Source organism: Micrococcus lylae, from assembly GCF_900163825.1.
In the GTDB taxonomy this organism is placed as follows: domain Bacteria; phylum Actinomycetota; class Actinomycetes; order Actinomycetales; family Micrococcaceae; genus Micrococcus; species Micrococcus lylae.
In genome coordinates, this window is record NZ_FUKP01000003.1 from 1 (window position 1) to 24,090 (window position 24,090).

Annotated in this window: 21 protein-coding genes; 11 read left to right on the plus strand and 10 right to left on the minus strand. The window is 72.1% G+C overall.

All coding sequences use genetic code 11. From position 1 onward, the window contains the following. Positions 1–714: hypothetical protein (locus FM125_RS00235; RefSeq protein WP_219337004.1), on the plus strand; the 714-nt coding region annotated here is incomplete at its 5' end. A 97-nt stretch (positions 715–811) separates the two neighbouring features. Here FM125_RS00235 and FM125_RS11640 read toward each other — a convergent pair. Both FM125_RS11640 and FM125_RS00245 read right to left on the minus strand, forming a co-directional pair. Beyond that, positions 812–2,332 (minus strand): hypothetical protein, encoded by a 1,521-nt coding sequence (locus FM125_RS11640; protein WP_143745146.1) that lies wholly within the window; start codon positions 2,330–2,332, stop codon positions 812–814. Positions 2,333–2,336: 4 nt separating this feature from the next. Beyond that, a complete protein-coding gene (locus tag FM125_RS00245) occupies positions 2,337–3,095 on the minus strand; it encodes a DedA family protein (RefSeq protein WP_087133268.1) in 759 nt (252 codons plus the stop codon). Positions 3,096–3,319: 224 nt separating this feature from the next. Between FM125_RS00245 and FM125_RS00250 the strand changes: the two genes are divergently transcribed. Then, on the plus strand, positions 3,320–3,913 hold the full coding sequence (locus FM125_RS00250; protein WP_070640156.1) for a hypothetical protein: 594 nt from the start codon (positions 3,320–3,322) through the stop codon (positions 3,911–3,913). An 84-nt stretch (positions 3,914–3,997) separates the two neighbouring features. Here FM125_RS00250 and FM125_RS00255 read toward each other — a convergent pair whose 3' ends face one another. The 3 genes from FM125_RS00255 to FM125_RS00265 form a co-directional block, all read right to left on the minus strand. After that, entirely contained in the window at positions 3,998–4,822 is an 825-nt protein-coding gene (locus FM125_RS00255; RefSeq protein WP_067189620.1) for an amino acid ABC transporter ATP-binding protein, read from the minus strand. Position 4,823: 1 nt separating this feature from the next. Then, entirely contained in the window at positions 4,824–5,585 is a 762-nt protein-coding gene (locus tag FM125_RS00260; RefSeq protein WP_245829664.1) for an amino acid ABC transporter permease, read from the minus strand. An 80-nt stretch (positions 5,586–5,665) separates the two neighbouring features. Further along, positions 5,666–6,487 carry an ABC transporter substrate-binding protein gene (locus FM125_RS00265; protein ID WP_070640159.1) on the minus strand — a complete coding sequence of 274 codons (822 nt, stop codon included), beginning with the start codon at positions 6,485–6,487 and terminating at the stop codon, positions 5,666–5,668. Between the two features lie 269 nt (positions 6,488–6,756). Between FM125_RS00265 and FM125_RS00270 the strand changes: the two genes are divergently transcribed. The 3 genes from FM125_RS00270 (at position 6,757) to FM125_RS00280 (ending at position 10,485) form a co-directional block, all read left to right on the plus strand. Next, positions 6,757–7,689 (plus strand): hypothetical protein, encoded by a 933-nt coding sequence (locus FM125_RS00270; protein ID WP_087133270.1) that lies wholly within the window; start codon positions 6,757–6,759, stop codon positions 7,687–7,689. Between the two features lie 62 nt (positions 7,690–7,751). Further along, on the plus strand, positions 7,752–8,612 hold the full coding sequence (locus FM125_RS00275; protein ID WP_087133271.1) for a hypothetical protein: 861 nt from the start codon (positions 7,752–7,754) through the stop codon (positions 8,610–8,612). 112 nt (positions 8,613–8,724) lie between these two features. Further along, positions 8,725–10,485 (plus strand): CYTH and CHAD domain-containing protein, encoded by a 1,761-nt coding sequence (locus FM125_RS00280; RefSeq protein WP_087133272.1) that lies wholly within the window; start codon positions 8,725–8,727, stop codon positions 10,483–10,485. 66 nt (positions 10,486–10,551) lie between these two features. On the opposite strand, the gene FM125_RS00285 is transcribed toward FM125_RS00280, so the two are convergent. Then, entirely contained in the window at positions 10,552–11,799 is a 1,248-nt protein-coding gene (locus FM125_RS00285) for a YihY/virulence factor BrkB family protein (RefSeq protein ID WP_070640320.1), read from the minus strand. A gap of 274 nt (positions 11,800–12,073) precedes the next feature. Between FM125_RS00285 and clpB the strand changes: the two genes are divergently transcribed. Beyond that, the gene (gene clpB, locus FM125_RS00290) at positions 12,074–14,668 is read left to right on the plus strand and encodes an ATP-dependent chaperone ClpB (RefSeq protein WP_087133274.1); all 2,595 of its coding nucleotides are present in this window, start codon (positions 12,074–12,076) and stop codon (positions 14,666–14,668) included. Between the two features lie 140 nt (positions 14,669–14,808). Here clpB and FM125_RS00295 read toward each other — a convergent pair whose 3' ends face one another. After that, on the minus strand, positions 14,809–15,333 hold the full coding sequence (locus FM125_RS00295; protein WP_245829662.1) for a hypothetical protein: 525 nt from the start codon (positions 15,331–15,333) through the stop codon (positions 14,809–14,811). 212 nt (positions 15,334–15,545) lie between these two features. On the opposite strand from FM125_RS00295, the gene FM125_RS00300 reads away from it, so the two are divergent. The 5 genes from FM125_RS00300 (at position 15,546) to FM125_RS00320 (ending at position 20,461) form a co-directional block, all read left to right on the plus strand. Next, positions 15,546–16,973: a sensor histidine kinase gene (locus tag FM125_RS00300; RefSeq protein WP_067189606.1), complete on the plus strand. Its 1,428-nt coding sequence runs from the start codon at positions 15,546–15,548 to the stop codon at positions 16,971–16,973. Beyond that, the gene (locus FM125_RS00305) at positions 16,970–17,590 is read left to right on the plus strand and encodes a response regulator transcription factor (protein ID WP_067189604.1); all 621 of its coding nucleotides are present in this window, start codon (positions 16,970–16,972) and stop codon (positions 17,588–17,590) included. The genes FM125_RS00300 and FM125_RS00305 overlap by 4 nt, the downstream gene beginning before the upstream one ends. A gap of 487 nt (positions 17,591–18,077) precedes the next feature. Beyond that, a complete protein-coding gene (locus FM125_RS00310) occupies positions 18,078–18,281 on the plus strand; it encodes a DUF3073 domain-containing protein (RefSeq protein ID WP_067189655.1) in 204 nt (67 codons plus the stop codon). After that, positions 18,281–19,222 carry a Sir2 family NAD-dependent protein deacetylase gene (locus FM125_RS00315; RefSeq protein WP_087133275.1) on the plus strand — a complete coding sequence of 314 codons (942 nt, stop codon included), beginning with the start codon at positions 18,281–18,283 and terminating at the stop codon, positions 19,220–19,222. Before FM125_RS00310 ends, FM125_RS00315 begins: the two co-directional genes overlap by 1 nt. A 231-nt stretch (positions 19,223–19,453) precedes the next feature. Further along, the gene (locus FM125_RS00320; RefSeq protein WP_087133276.1) at positions 19,454–20,461 is read left to right on the plus strand and encodes a hypothetical protein; all 1,008 of its coding nucleotides are present in this window, start codon (positions 19,454–19,456) and stop codon (positions 20,459–20,461) included. Between the two features lie 351 nt (positions 20,462–20,812). Here FM125_RS00320 and purM read toward each other — a convergent pair whose 3' ends face one another. Genes purM through FM125_RS00335 form a run of 3 tightly spaced genes read right to left on the minus strand, consistent with a single transcriptional unit; the run spans position 20,813 to position 24,053 of the window. Continuing rightward, positions 20,813–21,970 carry a phosphoribosylformylglycinamidine cyclo-ligase gene (gene purM, locus FM125_RS00325; protein ID WP_087133277.1) on the minus strand — a complete coding sequence of 386 codons (1,158 nt, stop codon included), beginning with the start codon at positions 21,968–21,970 and terminating at the stop codon, positions 20,813–20,815. Continuing rightward, entirely contained in the window at positions 21,967–23,577 is a 1,611-nt protein-coding gene (gene purF / locus FM125_RS00330; RefSeq protein WP_180525266.1) for an amidophosphoribosyltransferase, read from the minus strand. The genes purM and purF overlap by 4 nt, the downstream gene beginning before the upstream one ends. A 2-nt stretch (positions 23,578–23,579) precedes the next feature. Next, positions 23,580–24,053 carry a DUF2189 domain-containing protein gene (locus tag FM125_RS00335; protein WP_180525261.1) on the minus strand — a complete coding sequence of 158 codons (474 nt, stop codon included), beginning with the start codon at positions 24,051–24,053 and terminating at the stop codon, positions 23,580–23,582. Positions 24,054–24,090 lie beyond the last annotated feature (37 nt).

Consider the following 24,090-nt stretch of genomic DNA (forward strand, 5'->3'; position numbering starts at 1 on the left):
GTGGGGGTCGGCGCGGCGGAGGTCGGCGTGGGGGCTGGAACGGATGGTGTCGGTGTGGGGCGCGGGGTCGTCGGTGCGGAGGAGGTCGGCGACGGTGTCGGAGCCGGAGAGGAGGTGGTCGGCGTGGGAGTGGGGGTCGGCGCGGCGGTGGTCGTCGGCGTGGCCGTGGGGGTCGGCGCGGCGGTGGTCGAAGGCACCGGTGGGGCCGACGGGGACCACGTGGGCGTCGGAGTCGGGGCGTCAGTGGTGGACGCGGACGTGCTCGAGGGGGAACGCGTCGGCGACGCCGGGGCGGACGCGGACGTGCTCGGTGCCGCCGTGGCCGGGGCGGAGGAGGACGACGAGGCAGTGGAGGAGGGGGCCGTCGTCGCGCTTTCGGTGGAGGAGGGAGAGGAGGACGACTCCGAAGGGGAGGAGGTCCGGGAGGCCTCCCGGGCGCCGGTGGGCACCGCCGACTCCGAGGGGTCTGCCCTGCAGCCGGTCAGCACGAGGCCGGCCAGGAGGGCGGAGACGGTGAGACGGCGGAGCGGGCGGGGACGGGCGGACACGAGGACCTCTTCCAGGAGCACGCGACGACAGGCCCCTGACGGGGCACGCAGGACGGGAGGGAGCCACGCTCAGTCCTGGGTCCGGAATGGATCCATAGACAGGGGACAGGCGCGGCATCCAAGGACCACAGCGTACGTTCGCCGGAGATCCTCACCGGCCGGATGACGTGGCTCCGGCCGGATCGATGCCGGAACGATGCCACATCGTGACCGAATGCCGACCCGCCTGGCCCGGTCATCCGACAGCGGTCACCCGGGGGGGCTCACCCGAGCCGCGGCGCAGTGGCCTCGGCGTCCGTGGCGGAGGCCTCGACGGTCCCGCTGGGCGAGGGCTCCGCGGACTGCGTCCCCTCAGTGGAGGAAGGGCTCGGGGACCTCGAGGAAGCCGGAGACGTCGATGCGCTCGCGGACGGGGTCGGAGACTCGGTCTCGGTCGGCGAGGGGCTCGGGGACTTCGGTGATTCGGTCTCGGTCGGCGAGGGGCTCGGGGACTTCGGTGATTCGGACTCGGTCCGCGAGGGGCTCGGGGACGGCGTCGGCGACTCGGTCTCGGTCCGCGACGGGCTCGGGGACTCTGGCGATTCGGTTTCGGTCGGCGAGGGGTTCGGGGACGTCGATGCGCTCGCGGACGGGGTCGGCGACTCGGACTCGGTCGGCGACTCGGATTCGGTCGGCGAGGGGCTCGGGGATGGCGTCGGCGACTCGGTCTCTGTCCGCGACGGGCTCGGGGACTCCGGCGATGCGGACTCGGTCGGCGAGGGGCCGGTCGTCGGGGACGTCGAGCGCGACGGCGTCGCGGACGACTCCGACGCACTCGGCTCCGCCGACTCCGAGCCGGTGGGACGGGAGGACGAGGACGGGGCGCCGCTCGAGGTCGGCGCCTGGGACGTCTGCGGAGCGGAGGTGGGGGCCTGGGAGGTCCGCGGTGCCGCGGTCTGCGGCGGCTGCAGCACCAACGGCTGCGGGTTGCGCGCCGCCTGCTGTCCACGACGGCCGGCATCCGAGAGCCAGGGGCCGAGCATGTCCGCGGAGACCCGGGCGGTGAGCACGCCGGCGCCCTCCGGGGCCAGGGAGCCCTGGTCCACCTCGAGCAGCAGGCTGCCGTCCTCCAGGAACACGATGCCGTCCCAGACCCGTCGGTTCTCCGCGGCGTCCGGCTCGCGGACGGCGGCGTCGAGGCGGTCTTCGTTCACGTCCGGGTCCTCCTGCAGGCGGGAGGCGATCTCGCGGCGCAGGGCGCTCCAGCCGCTCTCGCTGAACAGGTCCTCGGGGTCGAGGACCCTGCCCTGCTGTGCGTCGTACCAGAGCACGCGCGATGCGGCGACGGCGGTGTCCTCGCGCTTCTGGGTGGAGACGATGCGGGCCGCGGCGACCGTCGGACCCACCACGGCGAGCAGCGGCTGCACGTCCAGGCGCACATCCTGGTCCGTCGCGTCACGGGAGAAGGCGTCCACGCGGGCCAGCACGGCCTCCTCCATGGCCTTCGTCCAGGTGTCCGCGTGCGGGACGGCGAACCAGGCGCCGTCGTAGTCCGGGTCGGTGCCCTTGATCGCGCGCAGGGTCGCTCCCGGCAGCATGTCCAGGTCGTGCGTCGGCACGTCCATGGTGAACGGCGCCAGGTCCATCGGGGGCAGCGTCGTCGCCTCGGTGGCGGAGGACGACGGCGACGGGGAGGAATCATCGGAGGCGTCGTCCTTCGGACCACAGGCCGTCAGTGCGAACACCGCGACGGCGACGACGGAGAGGAGAGCGCGGGAGCGACGTCGGGAAGCGGGGGAGGGCATGGGTTCACTTTCGCGGGTCGTGGGAGGTGAGCAGGGCGTCGATCTTGGCGGCCGCCTCGTCCGCGGTGCGGGGGCGGAAGTCGGGGTCTCGGCGGCGTCGGCGGTTCCTCAGCACGCGCAGGACCACCCAGACGGCCAGGACCGTGATGACGAGGACCACGACCACGTTGGAGAACAGGTCAGCATAGTCCGACACGAGATGGAAGTTCGCGCCCAGCAGGTAGCCGCCGTAGACGAGGACGGTGTTCCACACGGCCGAGCCGATCGTGGAGTAGAGGACGAACAGGCCCAGGTGCATGCGCTCGATGCCTGCCGGGATGGAGATGAGGGACCGGAACACCGGGATCAGGCGGCCCAGCAGCACGCTCCACGTGCCGTAGCGAGCGAACCAGCGCTCGGTGGCCTCGACGTCGTCGATGTCCACCAGGGGGAGCCGGTCCGCGATCCGGTACATCCGGCGACGGCCGAGGGCTGCACCGACCCCGTACAGGGCGAGTGCGCCGACCACGGAGCCGACCGTGGCCCACGCGGTGGCAGCGAGAGGGGAGAAGGCGCCGTTCGCGGCGGTGAAGCCGGCCAGCGGCAGGATCAGCTCGGAGGGGATCGGCGGGAAGAGGTTCTCGGCGAAGACGGCGAGGGCGACGCCGACGGGGCCGACGGCCTCCATGATTGCGACGACCGCATTGCCGAGCCAGCCGTAGTCAGCGGACTCGGCGGCCGCGAGCGTGGAGAGGGCGCCAGGGGTGAGGTGCATGCCTGTCATTCTTCCGCACGCGCGCACGCGGGCAGAGAGGGCATGACGTGAGGGATTGCTCACCTCGGCCCGGGCGGGGTCGGGGCCACGCCGGTCAGGGGACGACTTCCGGGGTGCCCAGGACGCATCGGGGCGCGGACTTCGGTAGTGTGGCCTGCTGTAGACCCTGACGACTACAGACGTCCTCTCGCGCACCAGAGTGTGCCGCGGGAATGACTGGAAGGAAGCGATCCATGAGCATCGTCCAGATTCCCCTGCGCCTCACCTCCGGCGCGTTCATCCTCAACTCGGGCCTCAACAAGCGGAAGCTGTCCGACGAGCAGGCCGCCGGCCTCCAGCAGATGGCCGTCAAGGGCGTGCCGCAGCTGTCGAAGCTGACCCCGGCCCAGTTCAAGAACTTCCTCGTCGCCTCTGAGATCGGCACCGGAGCGGCCCTGCTGCTCCCGGTGGTCCCGGGATGGCTCGCCGGCGCCGCTCTGACCGCCTTCTCCGGCGGCCTGATGTCCATGTACCTGAACACCCCGGAGATGACCCAGGCCGACGGCGTGCGCCCGTCCCAGGAGGGCACCGCGGTGGCCAAGGACCTGTTCCTCGTCGGCGCGGGCGTGGGCATCATGGCCGACTCCGTGGCCAACCGCCCGGGCAAGCGCCGCAAGGCCGCCAAGAAGCGCGCCGCCCGCATCGACGCTGCCCGTGACGCCAAGGTGGAGGCCATCGCCGCCGCCAAGGCCGACAAGGTGGACGCCATCCACGCCGCCCGCGACGAGCAGACCGCTGCCCTGCGCGAGGCCCGCGAGGAGCTGAAGAAGCTGCGCAAGGCCGCCTGAGCCTGACGCCACTGCACGACGGGGCCCGCACCGGATCATCCGGTGCGGGCCCCGTTGCGTCAGCCGTCATGCCGTCCCGGCCGGTCAGATGTCCACCTCGGTGGGGTTGAGGACGCGGCGCAGGAAGTCCTGCGTACGCGGCTGCTGCGGGTCGGTGATGACGTCCGCGGCACGGCCTTCCTCCACCACGATGCCGCCGTCCATGAAGACCACGCGGTCCGCCACCTCGCGGGCGAAGCCCATTTCATGGGTCACCACGAGCATGGTCATGCCGTCCCTGGCCAGCTGGCGCATGATGGCGAGCACTTCGCCGACCGTCTCCGGGTCGAGGGCGGAGGTGGGCTCATCGAAGAGCATGAGCTGCGGGGCCATGGACAGGGCGCGGGCGATCGCCACACGCTGCTGCTGTCCGCCGGAGAGCTGGTCCGGATAGCGGTCCGCGAGCTCGCCGAGGCCCACACGCCGCAGCTGACGCCGGGCCACCTTCTGTGCTTCGGCCTTCCCCCGTTTGAGGACCTTGATCTGGGCGACCGTGCAGTTCTCCATCACGGTCAGATGAGGGAACAGGTTGAACTGCTGGAACACCATGCCGACGTGGCGGCGCATGGTGTCGATGTCCACGTCCGGGTCGGTCACGGTGAACTCGCCGACCTCCACCGTGCCGCTGTTCGGGGTCTCCAGCAGGTTCACGCAGCGCAGCAGCGTGGACTTGCCCGAGCCGGAAGGGCCGATGAGGCAGACGACCTCGCCGGGGGCGACGTCCAGGTCGATGCCCTTGAGCACGTGGTTCGATCCGTAGGACTTGTTCAGGTCCTTGATGGTCACGCGGGCGGCCTGGACCTGACGCAGGGAGCCGGTGGTGGGCGGGTGCGGATCCGTGCCCGGGGTGTGTGCGGTGTTCTCGGACATCTCAGACCTTCTTCCGGGCGGACGTGGACTCGAAGCGGCGGGCCAGCAGGGACAGCGGCACGGTGATCACCAGGTACAGCACACCGGCGACCACGATCGGGGTCATGCCTGCGCCGAGCGAGGAGATGCCGTCGCGGCCGAACTTCGTGAGGTCGTACTGGAAGACCGCGAGGCCGAGCACGTAGACCAGAGACGAGTCCTTGGTCAGCAGGATGACCTCGTTGGTCAGCGGCGGCAGCACGATGCGGAACGCCTGTGGGATCACGATGGTCACCATGGCGCGCCAGGCAGGCATGCCGAGGGAGCGGGCGGCTTCCGTCTGGCCCTTCGGCACCGCCTGCAGACCTGCGCGGAGGGTCTCGGCGATGTAGGCCGACGCCACCAGGCCCAGGGCGAGGCAGACGACCAGCGGGATGGGCCAGCTCACGCCGAAGGCGAAGGGCACGCCATAGCCGAGGGCCAGGAACACGAGCAGCGCCGGGACGCCGCGGAAGAACTCCACGTAGGCGGTGGCGATCCAGCGGTACGGGGGGAAGGCGCTCATGCGCATCAGCGCGAGGACCATGCCGCCGAGAAGACCCAGGACGAACGACGTGACCGTGTAGAAGAGCGTGTTGCCGAGGCCGACGAGGATGATGTCCGGGAACATCGCGCCCACGGCGCCGAAGTTGAAGACGTTCTCCCCGAGGGCCGTCCAGTCGACCAGGACGGCAAGGAGCACGATCGCCAGGACGAACACGCTGGCCTGGACCGCCAGCGAGATGGTCTTGCGACGGCGGGCCGCGCCCGGCTTCGGCGTCTGCTCCTGGGCGCGTTGGGGCGTGGGGGTCTGCTCTGCGGTGCTCACCTGTAGGCCTCCTGCACGTGTCCGAACCACTTGTCCTGCAGCTCAGCGACCTTGCCCTCGGTGCGCAGCTCCTGCAGTGCGCGGTCCACGGCGGAGAGCAGCTGGGCCTTCTCGGCGCCGACCGCCATCCCGAGCTGTTCGCCGGTGGGCAACTCTTCGACGATCTCGAAGCGGTCGTCGTCCTTCAGCTCGTACAGGAGCACGGACTGGTTCCCGAGGGTGGCGTCCACGTTGCCGGCCTTCAGGGCCTGCACCTGCATGCCGCCGTCCTCGTACTGGACGACGTTCAGCCCCTGCTCCGTGGCGTACTCGGCGCCGGTGGTGGCGGTCTGCACGCCGACGCGTGCGTCCTCCAGGTCCTCGACGGACGTGAAGCCCCTGTCCTTGCGGGCGATGAGCACGAGGTCGTCGTCGAGGTAGGGGCTGGTGAAGGCCATGACGCGCTGACGGGCCTCGGTGATGGAGATCGACGAGGCGTTGAGGTCGCAGCCGGTGAGCGAGGCGCCGGACTCGATCGCCTCGAAGGACGAGTCGATGACGTCGACGTCCAGCTCGAGTTTCTCGGCGACGGCGTGCACGAGCTCGATGTCGTAGCCGGTGATCTTGCCGTCTTGTTCGAACTCGAACGGCGGGTACGGGATGTCCGAGCACACGGTGAGGGTGCCGGGCTCCACCAGCTGGTAGGAGGAGGACAGGTGCTCATCGGAGCCGACCGCCTTGGAGGAGGACGTGCCTCCGATGACGGCGCAGCCCGAGAGGGCGAGCGCGCCGGTGCACAGGGAGGCGGCGGCGACGACACGGTGGTGCGTGCGTGACATGGGACTGCCTTCATTGCGACGGGACCGGAGTCCGTCGGGTCGTGGTGTGCCGGGCGCCGCGGGCTCCCCGCAGGGAGGACGACGCCCCTTGATCGCCACATCATAGATGTTGCGCATGTCACATGTCGCGTAGGGGGACGTAGAGGTCGCGGGCAGGCTCGACTCCGGTGCAGGTCTCGCCCTCGAGGCAGGGCCCCGATGCCCTGGACTCGCGCCCCTGAGCCGAGGATAGTGGGCCAGAACACGGGAAGACGTCCTGGAGAGGAACCATGAAGACCTCAGTGCACCTGGCCGGCCTCCTGGCGGCCGCCGCCGTGACCCTGGCCGCCTGCTCCTCTGGGATGCCCGACCCGGACGAGGAGGCCGGCGGAGGCACGGGGGACCCCGAGGGGGCGACGACGTCCGAGTCTGCAGGGGAGTCGCCCGAGACGTCGACGTCGGCCGGGTCGGGCGGGGAAACCTCCGCGGACCGTTCGCCGGAAGGGACGGACGCTTCGGCGACCTCGCCGTCGGACGAGGAGGACGAGCCGAGTCCTTCGGGCGGTCACGACGGGCCCTCACTGGAAGCCGGTCCCGGCCTCGACGGGACGCCCTCCTCCCCGTCGTCCTCGTCGACGCTGAGCGCCGCGGGGCGCGAACAGCAGTCCCGCCTGGAGGAGATGGCCCCGAGCGTCCTGCTGGCCGAGGACCTTCCCGGAGACGTGCTCGTGGGCGAGCAGCGCCGGGCCTCCGTGGACTCGCAGTTCGAGTTGAACATGACCGTGCGCGGCGTGGAGGCCCAGGGTGAGTGCCGGCGGCTGATCACCCGGATCGACACGTTCTCCCGGCCGGGCTCGGCGGTCGGGTTCTCCCAGTACGAGGTGGACCCGGACGCCGAGGGGGCGATCGGGGAGCCGGAGGCGTTCGCCGCGGCCGTGATCACCCCGGACGAGGAGGACGTCATGGGCATGTTCGGGCAGCTGCCGGAGGTCTGCGGCGAGCTGAGCGGGCCGAACGCCACGGCGGTGTTCGAGCCGGTCGAGGGCCTGCCCGGGGCCAGCCGGCTGGTCATGGAGTCCGGTGGTGAGCGCATCGAGCTGCTCATGGGCGGGGCCTCGGACGGGGACGAGCACGTCTACACCGGATATGTCAACATCGAGACGGAGCTCGCCGAGCAGATGCTGCGCGAGCAGGTCGCCGCCTTCGAGGAGCGGAAGCGGTGACGACGCCCCGCAGGCCGCCGTCCCGTCTGGCCTCGCATCCGTATCGCTGAGGAGGACCTGCCATGATCACCGCCGGACCGCGCACCGCAGCTGGCCGCAGCGCCGGACCTGCCACGGCAGGTCGCCGCGCCCGGACCTCCCTGACGGCTCTGGCGGTCGCCGCGCTGCTCGCGGTGACGGCCTGCGGCGCCGAGGACGCCACCGAGGGGGCGGCCCCCTCGCCGGTGCGGAAGGAGGCCAGCGCAGACGCCAGCACTGCGGAGGAGCAGCAGACGCCTCAGGCCCCGGACGACATCGTGGCCACGGTGCCGGGCAACTACCGCGGCACGGACTCCACCACGCTGGCGCCTGGCGAGGCCGAGCGCGTGCTGCCGGGCATGCGTGCCGCCGTGGTGCCCGCCGCCGACCTGCCGGGCGGGCTGGTGACCGCCGAGCGCATCCAGGAGATGCCGGACGTGCCCTTCAGCCAGCCGCTGCCGCTGGAGGGTGTGGAGCCGACAGGCGAGTGCGGGGACCTCGTCCGACGCATCGACGAGGCCACGGTGCCGCACACGGTCCTGCTGCACACCGGCTACGAGGTGGACCCGGGAGCGGCCGGGGAGCTCGGGCCCGAGGCCTCCGTGGCGTCGTTCCTCGTCTACACGCCCTCCACCACGGATCTGGTGGGAGCGTACGGAGCCCTGCCCCAGACCTGCGGGACTCTCACCGGTTCCGATGGCACTGAGGTGGAGTTCTCCGCCGTGGACGGCGTACCCGGCGCCGTGCTCGTCCGGTCCTCCGGGCCCCGCGGCGAATCGGTCGTCACCCTGGGCGGTGCCTCGGCCGGCCACCGGCACCTGTCCGCGACGTTCGTGCAGGTGGAGCCCGAGGCCGCCGCGCAGATGCTGCGAGCCCAGGTGGAGGCGTTCCGCGCGGCCGAGTGAGCCGAGCGGGGTGCCGTGGGTTCGCTCCTGCGCACTGTCCGGCCGCCGTGGGGCGGAACTAGGCTGGATCCACGACCACCGACCCCGTTGAGGAAGGCGGAGACGAGCCGGTATGACGAAGAAGAAGACCTCCACGACGTCGGACGCGAAGAAGCCCCGGAAGCACGTGAAGAAGCCCGAGGGCGAGGCCGTCGAGAAGAAGCCCGAGGGCGAGGTCGTCGAGGATGTGGGCACCCGGCCGGCCGACCCGGCCGCGACCGGCCCGGTGGACGAGGCCGCGACCTCGTTCCACGACGGCGACGTGATCGCCGCCGGTCAGGACGGCGGTGAGGACGCCGCCGTGGCGCTCGAGGCCGAGGTGACCTTCGTGCTCGATGCGGATGCGCAGCTGCCGGACCTGTCCGCCGTGTTCGACCAGGGCGAGGTCCGCGAGCAGGCCCTGCGCGCCGTCTACCTGGACACCGCCGACCTGCTGCTGCTGCGCAACCAGGTCACCCTGCGCCGCCGCGAGGGCGGCACGGACGACGGCTGGCACCTGAAACTGCCGGCTGACGCCGACCGTCTCGAGGTCCGCACCGGCCTCGGTTCCGGCGCTGGCCGCTGGGCCGTCCCGGAGACGCACCTGCAGGCGCTCGCCGAACATCTCGGTGCCGACTGGGAGTCCGTGCCGGAGGCCGAGCGGGGTCTCATGCCGGTGGCCGTGCTGTCCACGCAGCGCACTGAGGTGGACCTGCTGGACGCCTCGGGCGCCGTCGTCGCGACCCTCTGCGACGACCGCGTGGAGGCGTCCCCGTCCGGCCGTGCCTGGCGGGAGCTCGAGGTGGAGCTGATGCCGGGCGCCGCCCCGGAGCTGCTGGACCTGACCGTCATGCACCTGGCCGCGCAGGGCGTGGAGCCGGCGGGCTCGCCGTCCAAGCTCGGCCGTGCCCTGGAGAAGTCGCTCAAGCGACAGGCCAAGGGCAAGGGCCCGAAGAAGAAGGACCCGGCAGGCACCCTGGTGATGGCCTATGTGGCCGAGCAGGCCGCCGTGATCCGCGCCCGCGAGGCCGGCGTGGCCGCCGACGCCCCGGAGGCCGTGCACAAGTCCCGTGTGGCCATCCGCCGCCTGCGCAGCACCCTGCGCACCTTCGGTGCCCTCTTCGACGGCGAGCAGGCCGAGGCCCTGCGCAAGGAGCTCGGCTGGTACGCCCGCCGCCTGGGCGATCCGCGCGACGCGGAGGTGGTCTCGGCCCGCATCCTGGCCGACTTGGACACCGTCCCCCGCGCCGACTCCGACGGCCCGGTGAAGACCCGGGCCGCCGAGGAGCTCGGCCGCCGCCACGCTCAGGCGCACGCCCAGCTGGTGAAGGCGCAGGCCTCGCCGCGCTACGCCCGCCTGATGGACACCCTCACCGAGTTCGTGGCCGCCCCGCCGCTGGTCGGCGAGCACGGACGCAAGGGCAAGAAGGTCCTGCCGCAGATGGTGGCCGACGCCGTCGCGCTGACGGCCGAGACCGCGCAGCAGGCGCGGGACGCGGAGACCGCGCAGGAGCGCCTGACGCTGCTCCATGAGACCCGCAAGCGGGCCAAGGCGGTCCGCTACGCGTTCGAGGCGACGGCTCCGGCGTTCGGTGAGACCGCAGCCGCCCGTGCCGCCGACTGGGAGCAGGTCACCGAGGCCCTGGGGGCGGTCCAGGACCTCGAGGTCGTGCTGCCCGCCCTCCGTCACGTCCGTGACGCCGCCGTCGCGGCGGGGGAGTCCTCGTACACCTACGGCTGGCTGGCCGGTCGCCTCGGGCAGGTCCAGGCCGAGGCCGAGGCACAGGCCCTGCCCGCCCTCGAGGCCGCCCTGCGTCACGCCGAGGTCAAGCCGAAGGACCTCCTGGACGACTGATCCCCGGTGCCGTCTCAGAACGAGGGCCCCGACACCACGACGGTGTCGGGGCCCTCGTGCACCGGGTCAGGGCCGGCGTGGGCCGACGGCCTCTCCGCCGGCCGAGTCGGAGGACGGGGTGCCGGCCGGGTCGGAGGACGGGGTCTCCGGATCCGGGACGTCGTCCGGATCGAGCTGAGCGTGGAAGGGGCGGCCGGTGGACAGGTCGGCGGCCGTCCTGCCGGCCCGCGGCTCCACGGCGAAGAGGGAACCGGACTCGGTGAGCAGCCGGGTGCGGGGCACCACGGCGGGCTCCCCGGTGCGGGCGGACTTGGAGACGATCCGGCCGACGCGCTGCTGACGCTGCTCCATCTGCTCGAGGTCCTTCAGGACCGCGGTGTGGCGGCTGGCCAGCTGGATCTCGTCCGCCGCATCCAACCCCACGGCGAGTTGGCGGGCGCGCAGCATCTCCGCGTCGAAGGCGGCGCCGGCGAGCAGGACGATCACCGTGACCCAGGCGAGCATGAGGATGCCGATGGCAGAGGTGATCCATCCGACCAGCTGCGTCTGGGACAGGTTGGCCGTCACCCAGCCGAGCAGCGCCGTGGCTCCGAACAGCAGCAGCACGGAGGCCACGGCACCGTGCGAGAAGGCCCGGTAGCGCGGCTGCCGCACGTTGGGGCCGAGCTGGTAGGCCGCGGACACCACGACCATGATGATCGCCAGGATCACCGGCCACTTGGCCAAGTTCCACAGGTCCACGGCCTCCTGCGTCAGGCCGACCTTGCGCCCGATCCGTGCGGACAGGTCGCCGCCCAGCACCACCAGCAGGAGCACGACGACGGTCCCGGCCGTGAGCGCGAGGGTCTCCACGAAGACGGCCAGGCGGAAGGCGGGGAACCTGCGTCCCTCGCGGGTGTCGTGGATACGGTGCATCGCCCGGTGGAACGCGCCCACCGCACCCGAGGCGGAGAACAGGGCGCCGAGCGTGCCGAGCACGACGGCGGTGGTGCCCGTGGCCTGGCCCCCGAGGGCGAGGATCGTGGACTCCACGGCGCCGACGGACAGGGCGGGCCAGATCTCGGTGATGAGCCCGGCGGCGGTGGCGATGGTCTCGTCCTGCAGGCCGAGCAGGGACACGGTGGACACCAGGGCCACCATGGTGGGGAGCAGGGCGAGCGCCGCGAAGAACGTCATCGCGGCGGCCACGTCCCACACCTGGATCTCCAGCAGCTTGTAGCCGGTCCGGCGCAGCACGTACAGCAGGCTCACCCGCGGCCGCTGGTAGGTGCGGCGCGGGCGCACACGACGGCTGCGGCGCTGGGATCCGGTCACGGTCTCCACGGTAGTGCCACCACGGCCCTGCGGTGGCAGGCTGGTCGCATGCAGGCGCCGATGAGCGCCGCCTGCCACGGTTCCCTCGCCGCCTGAGGCCGCCCCGGCCGGACCTCGCTCGGGACCGCCGAGCCCCCACGAGCACGGCGCCAGGGACGCCGAGAGGCGGAGGCGAGCGGCCGTCGTCGTCAAGCCCCGGACCCGGAATAGAACCGCACCCCGCAGAGTTGAGCTGAACAGACTCAAGTTTCCCGGTCGGCAGAGGAGGCCACCCATGGACCAGACCCCGCAGTTCACCACCAAGAGCCAGGAGGCGCTCTCGGCCGCGGCCATGAACGCGTCCACGGCGAACAACCCGACCATCGAGCCGGCCCACCTGCTCAAGGCCCTGATGGACCAGCGCGACTCCGTGGCGGTCGGCGTGCTGAAGGCTGCCGGCGTGGACCCGGACGTGGTGTCCTCCGCCGCGTCCTCGGCCATCTACGCGCTGCCCAAGGTGTCCGGTGCAGCCGTCGCCGAGGCGAAGCTGTCCCCGGCCGCCGGCAACGTCGTGCGTGCCGCCCAGCAGCAGGCCTCCGGCTTCGGGGACACCTACGTCTCCACCGAGCACCTGCTCCTCGGACTGGCAGCGGACACCGGCGAGGCCGGCGCCGCGCTGCGCAACGCCGGCGCCACCGTGGAGGCCCTGCGCGCCGCCTTCACCCAGGTGCGCGGCGACTCGAAGGTGACCACCCCGGACCCGGAGGCCACCTTCCAGTCCCTGGAGAAGTTCGGCACCGATCTGACCGCCGTGGCGCGCTCCGGCAAGCTGGACCCGGTCATCGGCCGCGATGCGGAGATCCGCCGCGTGGTCCAGGTGCTGTCCCGCCGCACCAAGAACAACCCGGTGCTCATCGGCGAGCCGGGCGTCGGCAAGACCGCCGTGGTGGAGGGCCTGGCCCAGCGCATGGTGGCCGGGGACGTCCCGGAGTCCCTGCGCGGCAAGACCCTGATCAGCCTGGATTTGGGGGCGATGATCGCCGGCGCGAAGTACCGCGGGGAGTTCGAGGAGCGCCTGAAGGCCGTGCTCGAGGAGATCAAGGCGGCCGACGGGCAGATCGTCACGTTCATCGACGAGATCCACACCGTGGTCGGCGCCGGCGCCTCCGAGGGCGCCATGGACGCAGGCAACATGCTCAAGCCCATGCTGGCCCGCGGCGAGCTGCGCCTGATCGGTGCGACCACCCTGGACGAGTACCGCGAGAACATCGAGAAGGACCCGGCCCTGGAGCGCCGCTTCCAGCAGGTCTACGTGGGCGAGCCCTCCGTGGACGACACCATTGCGATCCTCCGCGGCCTGAAGGAGCGCTACGAGGCGCACCACAAGGTGGAGATCGCGGACTCGGCGCTGGTGGCGGCCGCCGCGCTGTCCGACCGGTACATCACCGGCCGTCAGCTGCCGGACAAGGCCATCGACCTCGTGGACGAGGCCGCCTCGCGGCTGCGCATGGAGATCGACTCCGCCCCGGAGGAGATCGACGTGCTGCGCCGCCAGGTGGACCGCATCACCATGGAGGAGCTGGCCCTGGAGGGTGAGACCGACCCCGCCTCGGTGGAGCGCCTGGCCGGCCTGCGGGCCGAGAAGGCGGACAAGGAGGAGGAGCTCCGCGCCCTCACCGCGCGGTGGGAGCAGGAGAAGGCCTCGCTGAACGAGGCCGGTGACCTGCGCGTGAAGCTCGACGAGCTGCGCTCGCAGGCCGAGAAGGCCCAGCGCGAGGGCGACCTCGCCGAGGCCTCCCGCCTGCTCTACGGCGAGATCCCGGCCCTGGAGAAGGAGCTGGCCGCCGCAGACGAGGCGGAGAAGGCCGTGGACGAGGAGCACCTGATGGTCTCCGAGAACGTCACCGCGGACGACATCGCCGAGGTCATCTCCGCCTGGACCGGTATCCCCGCCGGGCGCATGATGGCCTCCGAGTCCGAGAAGCTGCTCACCATGGAGGGGCACATCGGGCAGCGGCTGATCGGACAGTCTGCGGCGGTCACCGCCGTCTCGGACGCGGTGCGCCGCGCCCGTGCCGGGGTGTCCGACCCGAACCGGCCCACCGGCTCCTTCCTGTTCCTCGGCCCCACGGGCGTGGGCAAGACCGAGCTGGCGAAGTCCTTGGCGGACTTCCTGTTCGACGACGACCGCGCCATGGTCCGCATCGACATGTCCGAGTACGCGGAGAAGCACTCCGTCTCCCGTCTGGTCGGCGCCCCTCCGGGCTATGTCGGCTACGACGAGGGCGGTCAGCTGACCGAGGCCGTGCGACGCCGTCCGTACTCTGTGGTGCTGCTGGACGAGGTGGAGAAGGCCCACCCGGAGGTCTTCGACATCCTGCTGCAGGTGCTCGACGACGGCCGGCTCACCGACGGCCAGGGACGCACCGTGGACTTCCGCAACGTCATCCTCATCCTCACCTCGAACTTGGGCAGCCAGTTCCTGGTGGACCCGACCCTGGACGAGGCCGCCAAGCACGAGTCCGTGATGTCCGTGGTGCGGGCGGCGTTCAAGCCCGAGTTCCTGAACCGCCTGGACGAGGTGGTCCAGTTCGAGGCCCTGACGCTGGACGAGCTGACGAGAATCGTGGACCTGCAGGTGGCGGAGATGCAGTCCCGGCTGGCCGAGCGCCGCCTCACCCTCGAGGTGTCCGAGGCCGCCGAGCAGTGGCTGGCAGAGACCGGCTTCGACCCGGCCTACGGCGCCCGACCCCTGCGCCGCCTGGTGCAGCGTGAGATCGGCGACCGCCTGGCCCGCGGCATCCTCGCCGGGGAGATCGCGGACGGGGACACCGTGTCCGTGGACCGTGTGGACGGCGAGGACGGCCTCACCGTGGCCCGGAAGGGCTGACCCGGGCCGGCGCTGTGCGCCGAACCAGAGACTTCGGCCCCTTCAGGGTGGTCTGAAGGGGCCGATTCTTCTGGTTCGGCGATGGTCCGGCTCGCCAGATCTTCTGGTTCGGCGATGGTCCGGCTCGGCGATGGTCCGGGTTAGCCCACCACGCCCATGCGTGTCAGGATCCCGTGGGTGAGCAGGCCTCCGACCGCGGTGTAGAGCACGATCGCCACGGTCTGCCAGACCATCACGTAGTCGCGGCTGGCGCCGAAGGACACCATGGCCGGAGCCGCGACGTGACCGGGGACGAACACCCACGGGCCGATCAGGGACAGCCCCGGCACGCCCCAGCGCTCGAAACGCTCACGCAGCAGGGCACGGCCGGCCGACTCGGGGGCGCGGTCGCCGTCGGCGGTGGCGGGGGCCCGGTCGCCGCGTCGGGCTGCACGGCGGCCCATCAGCGCGCCGCGGGCTCCGTGGGCCGCATAGACGAGCAGCGCCACCACCAAGAAGTTCCCGACGATGCCCACCGGGACGGCGAGCCACGGGCTGATTCCGGCGAGCACGCCGATGATCGCCGCGCCCTCGCCCTCCACGAACGGGATGAAGGAGACGAGGAAGACCCCCACACCCTGCAGCGCCTCCGGCAGTCCCATCACGAACTCGCGTGCGGTGCCCATCAGATCCATCGTGACCACGTTCCTCTCCAGTGCTTTCGTTCGGGAAACCGTCGAGTTCCCCGGCGTCTTCGTTCGGGATCCGGTCGGGTTCCCGAGCTCTGACTCCAGCCTTCCGGCCCCCGTCGGAACCCAGAAGTGCCGTGCGGTCACCTCCTGCCGGGCACTTCCGCACGGCGGGTCATGACAGTTGTCACGCCCGTAGGGTGAGGTCCATGAGGATCGAGGGGAACCACGACGACGGCCGCTCGGCCCCGCCTGCCGCCGCACCGGGGCGCCGCCCCACCGGCGCCGTGCCCACGGCGTCCGCCGCGGGCCCCGGGGCCTCGGGCTTCGGCCCCCTCACGGGGGACCTCGCCGGTGCGTGGTGGTACACCTGGACGGGCCTGCTGTTCGGCGTCCTGGTGATCGCGGGCTATTCCGCGTTCGGACCGCTGACCCGCCTGCAGGGGCACATGGATGCCGGGCGCACAGGGCAGGCGGTCGTGCTGGCGGTCCTGTTGCTGCTCCACGTCCTCGGGGTGGTCGGCCAGCTGCATGTGGCCCGGCTCTTCCAGGCCCCGCCGCCCGGGGACGCGGAGGGGCCGGTGGTCGGTCAGCGGGATCTTGCCTGGCTGTTCGGCCCCACCGTCCCGCTCGCGCTCGCCGGCGCGGTCCTGCCCGCGCTCGGGCTCACGGAATTGGGCACGTGGTGGGCGCTGCCTCTGTGGCTGTCCTGCCTGCTGCTGTCCCTGCTGGTGCACCCGCGCCGGCGTCGCCCTGTCGCCGCCGCCGGACTGACGGTGTCCCTCATCCTCGGCGCTGCGGCGGTCCTCCAGGACCCCGCGGGACCGATCGACACGGCCGGCGGCTTCCTGCTCTGGGCTGTGTTCACCGGCGTGATGATCGTTCCCGCGGTCTGGTTCTGGCGCGTCATGCAGCGCCTCGAGCATGCCCGCCTGCAGGCAGCGGACCTCGCCGTCACCCGGGAGCGGCTGCGCTTCGCCTCCGACCTCCACGACGTGCAGGGCCACCACCTGCAGGTCATCGCCCTCAAGGCCGAGCTCGCCGAGCGGCTGCTGGCCAAGGGGCGCACGGAGGACGCGGGCGCCCAGCTGCACGAGGTCCGCGAACAGGCCCGTGAAGCCCTGGCCGAGACCCGCGCCCTCGTCCGTGACCTGCGCGAGGTCTCCGCCGAACGCGAGCTCGCCAACGCCCGGGACGTGCTCACCGCCGCCGGCACCCACGCCGACGTCCACGTGGACCCGTCCCTCGGGCCGCTCGGTCCGGCCGCCGGGCGCCTGGTCGGCCTGGCCGCCCGTGAAGCCACCACGAACATCCTGCGTCACGCCCACGCCGAGCACGCCCGCCTCGAGCTCACGGCCGTCCCCACGGACGCCTTCCGCCTCCGCCTGGTCGTGACCAACGACGGCGCTCCCGCCGTCGGGGCCGCCGACCCCGTCGATCCGGCGACGTCGCCCCGGCCGGGTGAGCGGCCGTCGTCGTCCGCCGCGGCCGACGGACGCCGCGGGTGGGGCACCGGGCTGGCGGGCCTGGCCGAGCGTGCCGAGGCCGCCGGCGGCACCCTGTCCGCCGTCCACGAGGGTGAGATGTTCACCCTCACACTCACCGTTCCCCGCTCTGCCGAAGAGGAGACCGCATGACCGGCCCGACCGCTCCGATCCGTGTGCTCGTCGCCGACGACGAGGTGCTCATCCGCGGTGCCGTCGAGGCGCTGCTGGCCCTGGAGGAGGACGTGGAGGTGCTCCCGGGCGTCTCCGACGGCACCGCGGCCGTGGCCGCTGCGCAGGAGCACCGTCCAGACGTCTGCCTGCTGGACCTGGAGATGCCCGGCCTGGACGGTGTGGAGGCGGCCCAGCAGATCCTGCGGTCTGTCCCCACGAAGGTCGTGATCTTCACCCGGCACGCCCGCCCCGGTGTGCTGCGCAGAGCGCTGGCGGAGAAGGTCTCCGGGTTCGTGCCGAAGTCCACGCCCGCCGAGGAGCTCGCGGACGTGCTGCGGCAGGTGGCCTCCGGAAGGCGCTACGTGGATCCGGAGATCGCAGCGTCGGCCCTGACCGGTGAGCAGTCGCCCCTGACCGAGCGCGAGTTGGACGTGCTGCGCGTCGGCCGGACCGCCCACCGGGTGGAGGAGATCGCACAGGCGCTGCACCTGGCACCCGGGACGGTGCGCAACCACCTCTCCAACGCCATGGCCAAGCTCGGCGTCCGCACCCGCCAGGAGGCCTCGCAGCGCGCCTGGGAGGAGGGCTGGATCTGAGGTGCGGCAGCCGACGCTGCGCCGAGCCAGAGACTTCGGCCCCTTCAGGGTGATCTGAAAGGGCCGGATCTTCTGGCTCGGCGCCACCGGACCACGACGACGGCCCCGCATCTTCCGAGGGAAGATGCGGGTCCGCTCGCCGTCCGGGCCGGAAGGGCCCGCCGGACGGGTGCCTCACGCTCGGTGCGCGGAGCCGGGGCGTGAGGGCGGGAGGCGGCGCCTGGGCGCGGAGCCGGGGCGTGGAAGGCGGGGCGCGGAGCCGGGCGCGGAGAGTGGAAGGCGGCGGGAGGCGGCGGACGGTCGGACGATGCTCGACATCCCGTCGTGGCGGGCGGTCCGGCCCGTCCGCCCGTGGCTGACAGGCCGCAGGCCAGGGCTGTTCCTGGTACCCTGGTCCGCACGAACCATTTTGACCAGTGAGAACCTCGGCGGGCCCCTGTTGTGCCATCAGTCCCGAGGGCAGAGAGATGCGAAGGGGGTCACGCTCATGGGGCGCGGCCGTCAGAAGGCAAAGGCCACGAAGCAGGCGCGAGAGATGAAGTACTTCTCGCCTGGGACAGACCTCTCCGCACTGGAGCGAGAGCTTACCGGCAAGCGTCATCACGCTGACACGGATGAGATGGAGTACGAGGATCCGTACGCGGACCTGTACGACGACGAGGATGACGAGGACGGCGACGACGCTCGCTGATGTCCTCCGCGCATCTCGGACTCGACGGGCACCGGGCCGCACTGCGCTCGATCGCCCGCGTGGTCGATGAGACCGCACCGCTGCAAGACCCTGGGGAAGCCTCCCGGGGTCTTCTGGCGTTGCTGCGGGAGCGCCGGCCGCTGATCATCACCGGTGCCGGCGTCTCCACGGACTCCGGCATCCCGGACTACCGCGGTCCTGCAGGCTCCCTGCGCCGGCATCGGCCGATGACCTTCCAGGAGTTCTCCGGCGACCCTGTGGCCCGTCACCGCTACTGGGCGCGTTCCTATGTGGGGTGGCGCGAGATGGACGGCGCGAAGCCGAACCCGGCGCACCGGATCCTGGGGGAGTGGACTGCCCGCGGGCTCACCGCCGGGATCGTCACCCAGAACGTGGATGGGCTCCATGCCGCCGCCGGGGCCGAGGTCGGCCTGCCGCCGGAGCGGCTGATCACGCTGCACGGAGACCTGGCGCGCGTGGTGTGCCTGCGCTGCGGCGCCGTGGAGGATCGCCCGGCCCTGGATGCCCGGCTCGAAGCCGCCAACCCCGGCTACCTGGAGGCCGTGGCGATCGACCCGGACGCCGTGAACCCGGACGGGGACGTCACCCTGGACGACCACTGGGTGGAGCGGTTCCGCATGGTCGGCTGCCTGTCCTGCGGCTCGGACAAGTTGAAGCCGGACGTCGTCTACTTCGGCGAGAACATCCCGCGTGAGCGCCGCGAAGCGGCAGAGGCGCTGCTCGAGGACGCCGGCTCCGTGTTGGCGGTCGGCTCCTCTCTGGCGGTGATGAGCGGCTTCAAGTTCGTGCTGCTGGCCGAGCGCCGCGGTCTGCCCGTGGGGCTGGTGAACCTCGGCCCCACCCGCGCCGACCCCAAGGCGCAGTGGCGCTGGCGCGCTCCCGTGGCCGAGGCGCTGACGTGGCTGGACGAACGCCTCTGACCCCCTGACGCTTTCGTTCGGGAAACCGTCGGGTACCGGGGCACTTTCGTTCGGGAAACCGTCGAGTCAGGCCGGCTCTCGATCCCGTCTCTTCTCGCGCTCAGCGTCCTCGGTCCGCCCTCTCCGTCCGAGGTCTCCGCCCGATGCCGTCCTCTCTTGCACAGCCTGTCCCTTCCCCCACATTCACCAGGATCCGCCCCGTGAACACCGCGGACACCCCAGGCTCGAGGCATGGACTCGCTGCTCCGCCCCGGACCGAACCCCGCTCCGCTGCCGCCGCTGCTGCAGGGCCGCATCCTGACACCCCAGGACCTGCGCGACCACGGCCTCTCCGACCAGCGCCTGCGCCGATCAGACCTGCGCAGCGTCACCCACGGCGCCCACCGGAGCCGTCACGATCCCGTCACCGCATGGTCCGCCCTGGGCTACCCAGAGCCGCCGGTGCCCTACCCGCCGGAGGAGGCGGCCGTCGTCGTGAAGCGGGCGCGGGCGGTGGCCTCGCACCTGAGCGCACTCCGACTCCACGGGCTGCCGGTGCCGCCGTGGTTGCGGGACGACGGGCGGCTCCACGTGTCCCGACCCCATCGGAAGGGTGCGGCGGTGCGGCGCGGGGTCGCCTCCCACGCACGCACGGTGCCGCCCGAGGACGTCGTGCTGGTCCACGGCGTCCCCGTGACGTCCCTGGAGCGGACGTGGGCGGACTTGGCGTCGCTGTTGCCGACCGGGATGGTCGATCCTCTGGTGGTGGCAGGGGACGCGGCGGTGAGGCGGCCGTGGTCGCCCGAGGGGAGGACGGAGCCGCGGACCACGGTGGCGCGGCTGGGGGACGCCCTTCGTCGGGCGGGACGGTTCAAGGGGGTGCGGGCGGCGCGTGAGGCACTGGAGCTGATCCGCGTCGGTGCGGATTCGCCGCCGGAGACGCAGATGCGGCTGGCGATCGTCCACGCAGGTCTGCCGGAGCCGGAGCTGCAGCTGGTCCTGGATCCGCGCCTGCCCGTCAGCCCGGACGCGGACATGGGATACCGGCGCTGGCGGCTGGTGCTGCACTACGACGGCGGCCACCATGATGACCCCGCCCAGCGGCAGCGGGACCAGTGGCGCAATGAGGGGTGGGCCCGTGCGGGCTGGGCTCAGATCTGGGCGGGTCTCGACGACGGCCGGGACGACTACCAGCGGGTCGTCGCCGAGATCAGGGCGCATCGGGACGGCTTGCGCGGGCGCGAGTTCGCCGTGGAGTGAGGCTCCTCCAGGGGGGCGGACGGCGGCCTGTCGGCGGCATGGGGCCGCCCCACGTGCCCCGGTCCATGTGCGCGGGCCCTACGTGCCCGGGCCCCACGTGCCCGGGCCCGCGGCCGGGCCCGGCTCCGGCCGCAGACACGACGAGTCCCGGGACCCGACCGTTTCCCGAACGAAAGTGCCCCGGGACCCGACCGTTTCCCGAACGAAAGTGCCCCGGGACCCGACCGTTTCCCGAACGAAAGCGTCCCGGGACCCGACCGTTTCCCGAACGAAAGTGCCCCGGGACCCGACCGTTTCCCGAACGAAAGTGCCCCGGGACCCGACCGTTTCCCGAACGAAAGCGCCGGGGACTCAGTCGGCGTAGTCGCCGGTCAGCAGCACCGCCCCGCCGTCCACGCCCTTGGCGCCCTGGACGAAGTCCTCGCCGGCGCCGGCGGCGGCGTCGGTGACCTCGCCGACGCTGCCCATGGCCCAGGCGTCCATGCCGGCGCCGGAGAGCTGGGTGATCGCCGTCTCCGCGGCCTCCGGGGCCACCACGGCCACCATGCCGACGCCGAGGTTCAGGGTGCGCTCCAGGTCGGCCTGCGGCACGCGGCCCAGGTCCCCGACCAGCCGGAAGATCGCGGGCAGGGACCAGGTGCCGCGGTCCACGGTGGCCATCAGGCCCTGCGGCAGCACACGGGCCAGGTTCGCGGCCAGGCCGCCGCCGGTCACGTGGGAGAAGCCGCGGACCGGCAGGTCCTCGCCGCCGCCCTTCCCGTTCAGGGACTCCACCAGCTCCAGGCAGGCGCCGGTGTAGATGCGGGTGGGCTCGAGCAGCTCCTCGCCGAGGGTACGGCCGAGCTCGTCCACGTGGCGGTCCAGGTTCCAGCCGGCGGCGTTCACCACGCGGCGGACCAGGGAGTAGCCGTTGGAGTGGATGCCGGAGGAGGACATGCCGATCACCACGTCCCCGGGCCGCACGCGTTCGGCGCCGAGGACCATGTCCGCCTCGACCACCCCCGTCGCCGCCCCGGCCACGTCGTACTCGTCCACGCCCAGCAGGCCCGGGTGCTCGGCGGTCTCTCCGCCGATCAGGGCGGTGCCGGCCATGCGGCAGCCCTCGGCCACACCGCGCACGATGTCCGCGATGCGCTCCGGGACCACCTTGCCGCAGGCGATGTAGTCGGTCATGAACAGGGGCTTGGCGCCGACCACCACGATGTCGTCCACGACCATGCCGACCAGGTCCTGGCCGATGGTGTCGTGCTTGTCCAGGGTCTGCGCGATCGCCACCTTGGTGCCCACGCCGTCCGTGGAGGTGGTCAGCAGCGGCTTGCGGTACTGCAGCAGCGCGGAGGCGTCCCACATGCCGGCGAACCCGCCGATGCCGCCGAGGACCTCCGGGGTGTGGGTGGCCTTTACGGCGTCCTTCATCAGCTCCACGGCGCGGTCCCCGGCCTCCACGTCCACGCCGGCGGTGGCGTAGGTGATGGGGGCGTCGGTGTGCGGGGTGTTCTGCTCGGTCACAGCGCGGTCCTGTCCGTCTCGGTGGTCATGGTTTCCATCTCGGCGTCCGGCCCGGGCTCGCACCCGGTCTTCCCGACGACGGCACTCGCGTCGGTCGGCTCGCTCGCCGGGGTCGTGCTCCCGCCCTCCAACAGGGACTTGCCGCGCTCGGACTCGTCCGGAAGCTCGATGGGGTACTGCCCGGTGAAGCACGCGGTGCAGAGTCGCTCACGCTGCTGCCCGGTAGCGGCGATCATGCCGTCCTCGCTGATGTAGGCCAGCGAGTCCGCACCGATGGAGGCAGCGATCTCCTCCTCCACGGCACCGTTGGCGATGAGCTCGGCGCGGGTGGCGAAGTCGATGCCGTAGAAGCACGGCCACTTCACGGGCGGGGAGGAGATCTTCACATGCACCTCGGCGGCGCCGGCCTCCTTGAGCATGCGGACGATGGCGCGCTGGGTGTTGCCGCGGACGATCGAGTCGTCCACCACGACCACGCGCTTGCCGGCCACCACGTGCTGCTGCACGTTGAGCTTCAGGCGCAGGCCCAGCTGGCGGAGGGTGTCCGAGGGCTGGATGAAGGTGCGGCCCACGTAGGCGTTCTTCACGAACCCCTGGCCGAAGGGGATGCCGGAGCCTTCGGCGTAGCCGACGGCCGCGGGCGTGCCGGACTCGGGGACGGGGATGACGATGTCCGCCTCCACCGGCTGCTCCTTGGCGAGCTGGCGGCCCATCTCCACACGGGACTCGTAGACGGACCGGCCGTTGATGGCGGCGTCCGGGCGGGCGAGGTAGACGTATTCGAACACGCAGCCGGCCGGCCGGGCCTCGGCGAAGCGGCGGGAGCGGACGCCGTCCTCGTCGATGGCGATGAACTCGCCGGGCTCGACCTCGCGGATGAAGGAGGCGCCCACGGTCGCCAGTGCGGACTGCTCGGAGGCCACCACCCAGCCGCGCTGCAGACGGCCGAGCACGAGCGGGCGCACCCCCTGCGGATCGCGGGCGGCGTAGAGGGTGTGCTCGTCCATGAACACGAAGCAGAAGGCGCCACGGATGGTGGGCAGCAGGTCCAGGGCGGTGTCCTCGACGCTGCGGCCCTCCTCGCCGTGCAGCAGGGAGGTCACCAGGGCGGTGTCCGTGGTGTTGCCCTGCTTCAGCTCGCCGGAGCGCAGGCGCTCGGGCATCTGCTGCACGCGGCGGTAGAGCTCGGCGGAGTTCACGAGGTTGCCGTTGTGGGCCAGGGCCACCGTGGCGCCGTCCGCGGTGGAGCCGAGGGTGGGCTGCGCGTTGGCCCACTTGTTGGCGCCGGTGGTGGAGTAGCGGCAGTGGCCCACGGCCATGTGGCCGGTCAGGGAGTTCAGGGTGGACTCGTCGAACACCTGGGAGACCAGGCCGATGTCCTTGTAGACGGCCAGGCGCTGGCCGTTGGAGACCGCGATGCCCGCGGACTCCTGGCCCCGGTGCTGCAACGCGTACAGGCCGTAGTAGGCCAGCTTGGCCACCTCTTCGCCCGGAGCCCACACGCCGAAGACGCCGCAGTGGTCCTGGGGGCCTTGGTCCTGGGGGTCGAGGGCGGCGGTCAGCAGGCCGTCTCCGCGGCGGGGACGGGGGATGGGCAGGGAGGTCATGCTCACTGCACGGTGTCCTTTCGGGTGTCCGGGGCCGCGGCCTGCAGGCCGTCCTCGGGGGCGGTGGACTCGGTGTCGGCGGTGGCGGAGGAGATGCCCCACCGCTCGTTGTACTCCTGGACCTCTCCGCGGTGCAGGCGCACGTCGGCGGCAGCGGGGTCGTCGGTGGACTCGAGCACGTACGTGGCGGTCGTCTTGCGGGAACGGCGGTCCATCAGGAGCCAGACGAGGGATGCGAGCAGTGCCCCGACCAGACCGAACACGATCACGCCGATGCCCATGGTGGAGCCGAACTCCAGCGGCACCCCGGTGAACGGGTCGGTCGGCGGGGTGTCCCCGCTGTGCACGACGGCGGCCACCATGCCGCCGACGATCGCACCCACCAGCACACCGAGGGCCAGGAAGACGCCCAGGCGCGGGGCGCGCCGCATGGCATAGGTCGACCGGGCGGGGGTGTGGCCGTCAGTGGAGGTCATGCAGGCAAGTCTAACGAGGATCGGGCGGCCGCCAGGC

What these genes read in the sequence shown, in the direction of transcription:
- FM125_RS11640 (WP_143745146.1), bottom strand. Translation starts at nt 2,332, where the DNA reads ATGCCCTCCCCCGCTTCCCGACGTCGCTCCCGCGCTCTCCTCTCCGTC.
- FM125_RS00245 (WP_087133268.1), bottom strand. Translation starts at nt 3,095, where the DNA reads ATGACAGGCATGCACCTCACCCCTGGCGCCCTCTCCACGCTCGCGGCC.
- FM125_RS00250 (WP_070640156.1), top strand. Translation starts at nt 3,320, where the DNA reads ATGAGCATCGTCCAGATTCCCCTGCGCCTCACCTCCGGCGCGTTCATC.
- FM125_RS00255 (WP_067189620.1), bottom strand. Translation starts at nt 4,822, where the DNA reads ATGTCCGAGAACACCGCACACACCCCGGGCACGGATCCGCACCCGCCC.
- FM125_RS00265 (WP_070640159.1), bottom strand. Translation starts at nt 6,487, where the DNA reads ATGTCACGCACGCACCACCGTGTCGTCGCCGCCGCCTCCCTGTGCACC.
- FM125_RS00270 (WP_087133270.1), top strand. Translation starts at nt 6,757, where the DNA reads ATGAAGACCTCAGTGCACCTGGCCGGCCTCCTGGCGGCCGCCGCCGTG.
- FM125_RS00275 (WP_087133271.1), top strand. Translation starts at nt 7,752, where the DNA reads ATGATCACCGCCGGACCGCGCACCGCAGCTGGCCGCAGCGCCGGACCT.
- FM125_RS00280 (WP_087133272.1), top strand. Translation starts at nt 8,725, where the DNA reads ATGACGAAGAAGAAGACCTCCACGACGTCGGACGCGAAGAAGCCCCGG.
- clpB (WP_087133274.1), top strand. Translation starts at nt 12,074, where the DNA reads ATGGACCAGACCCCGCAGTTCACCACCAAGAGCCAGGAGGCGCTCTCG.
- FM125_RS00295 (WP_245829662.1), bottom strand. Translation starts at nt 15,333, where the DNA reads ATGGGCACCGCACGCGAGTTCGTGATGGGACTGCCGGAGGCGCTGCAG.
- FM125_RS00300 (WP_067189606.1), top strand. Translation starts at nt 15,546, where the DNA reads ATGAGGATCGAGGGGAACCACGACGACGGCCGCTCGGCCCCGCCTGCC.
- FM125_RS00305 (WP_067189604.1), top strand. Translation starts at nt 16,970, where the DNA reads ATGACCGGCCCGACCGCTCCGATCCGTGTGCTCGTCGCCGACGACGAG.
- FM125_RS00310 (WP_067189655.1), top strand. Translation starts at nt 18,078, where the DNA reads ATGGGGCGCGGCCGTCAGAAGGCAAAGGCCACGAAGCAGGCGCGAGAG.
- FM125_RS00315 (WP_087133275.1), top strand. Translation starts at nt 18,281, where the DNA reads ATGTCCTCCGCGCATCTCGGACTCGACGGGCACCGGGCCGCACTGCGC.
- FM125_RS00320 (WP_087133276.1), top strand. Translation starts at nt 19,454, where the DNA reads ATGGACTCGCTGCTCCGCCCCGGACCGAACCCCGCTCCGCTGCCGCCG.
- purF (WP_180525266.1), bottom strand. Translation starts at nt 23,577, where the DNA reads ATGACCTCCCTGCCCATCCCCCGTCCCCGCCGCGGAGACGGCCTGCTG.
- FM125_RS00335 (WP_180525261.1), bottom strand. Translation starts at nt 24,053, where the DNA reads ATGACCTCCACTGACGGCCACACCCCCGCCCGGTCGACCTATGCCATG.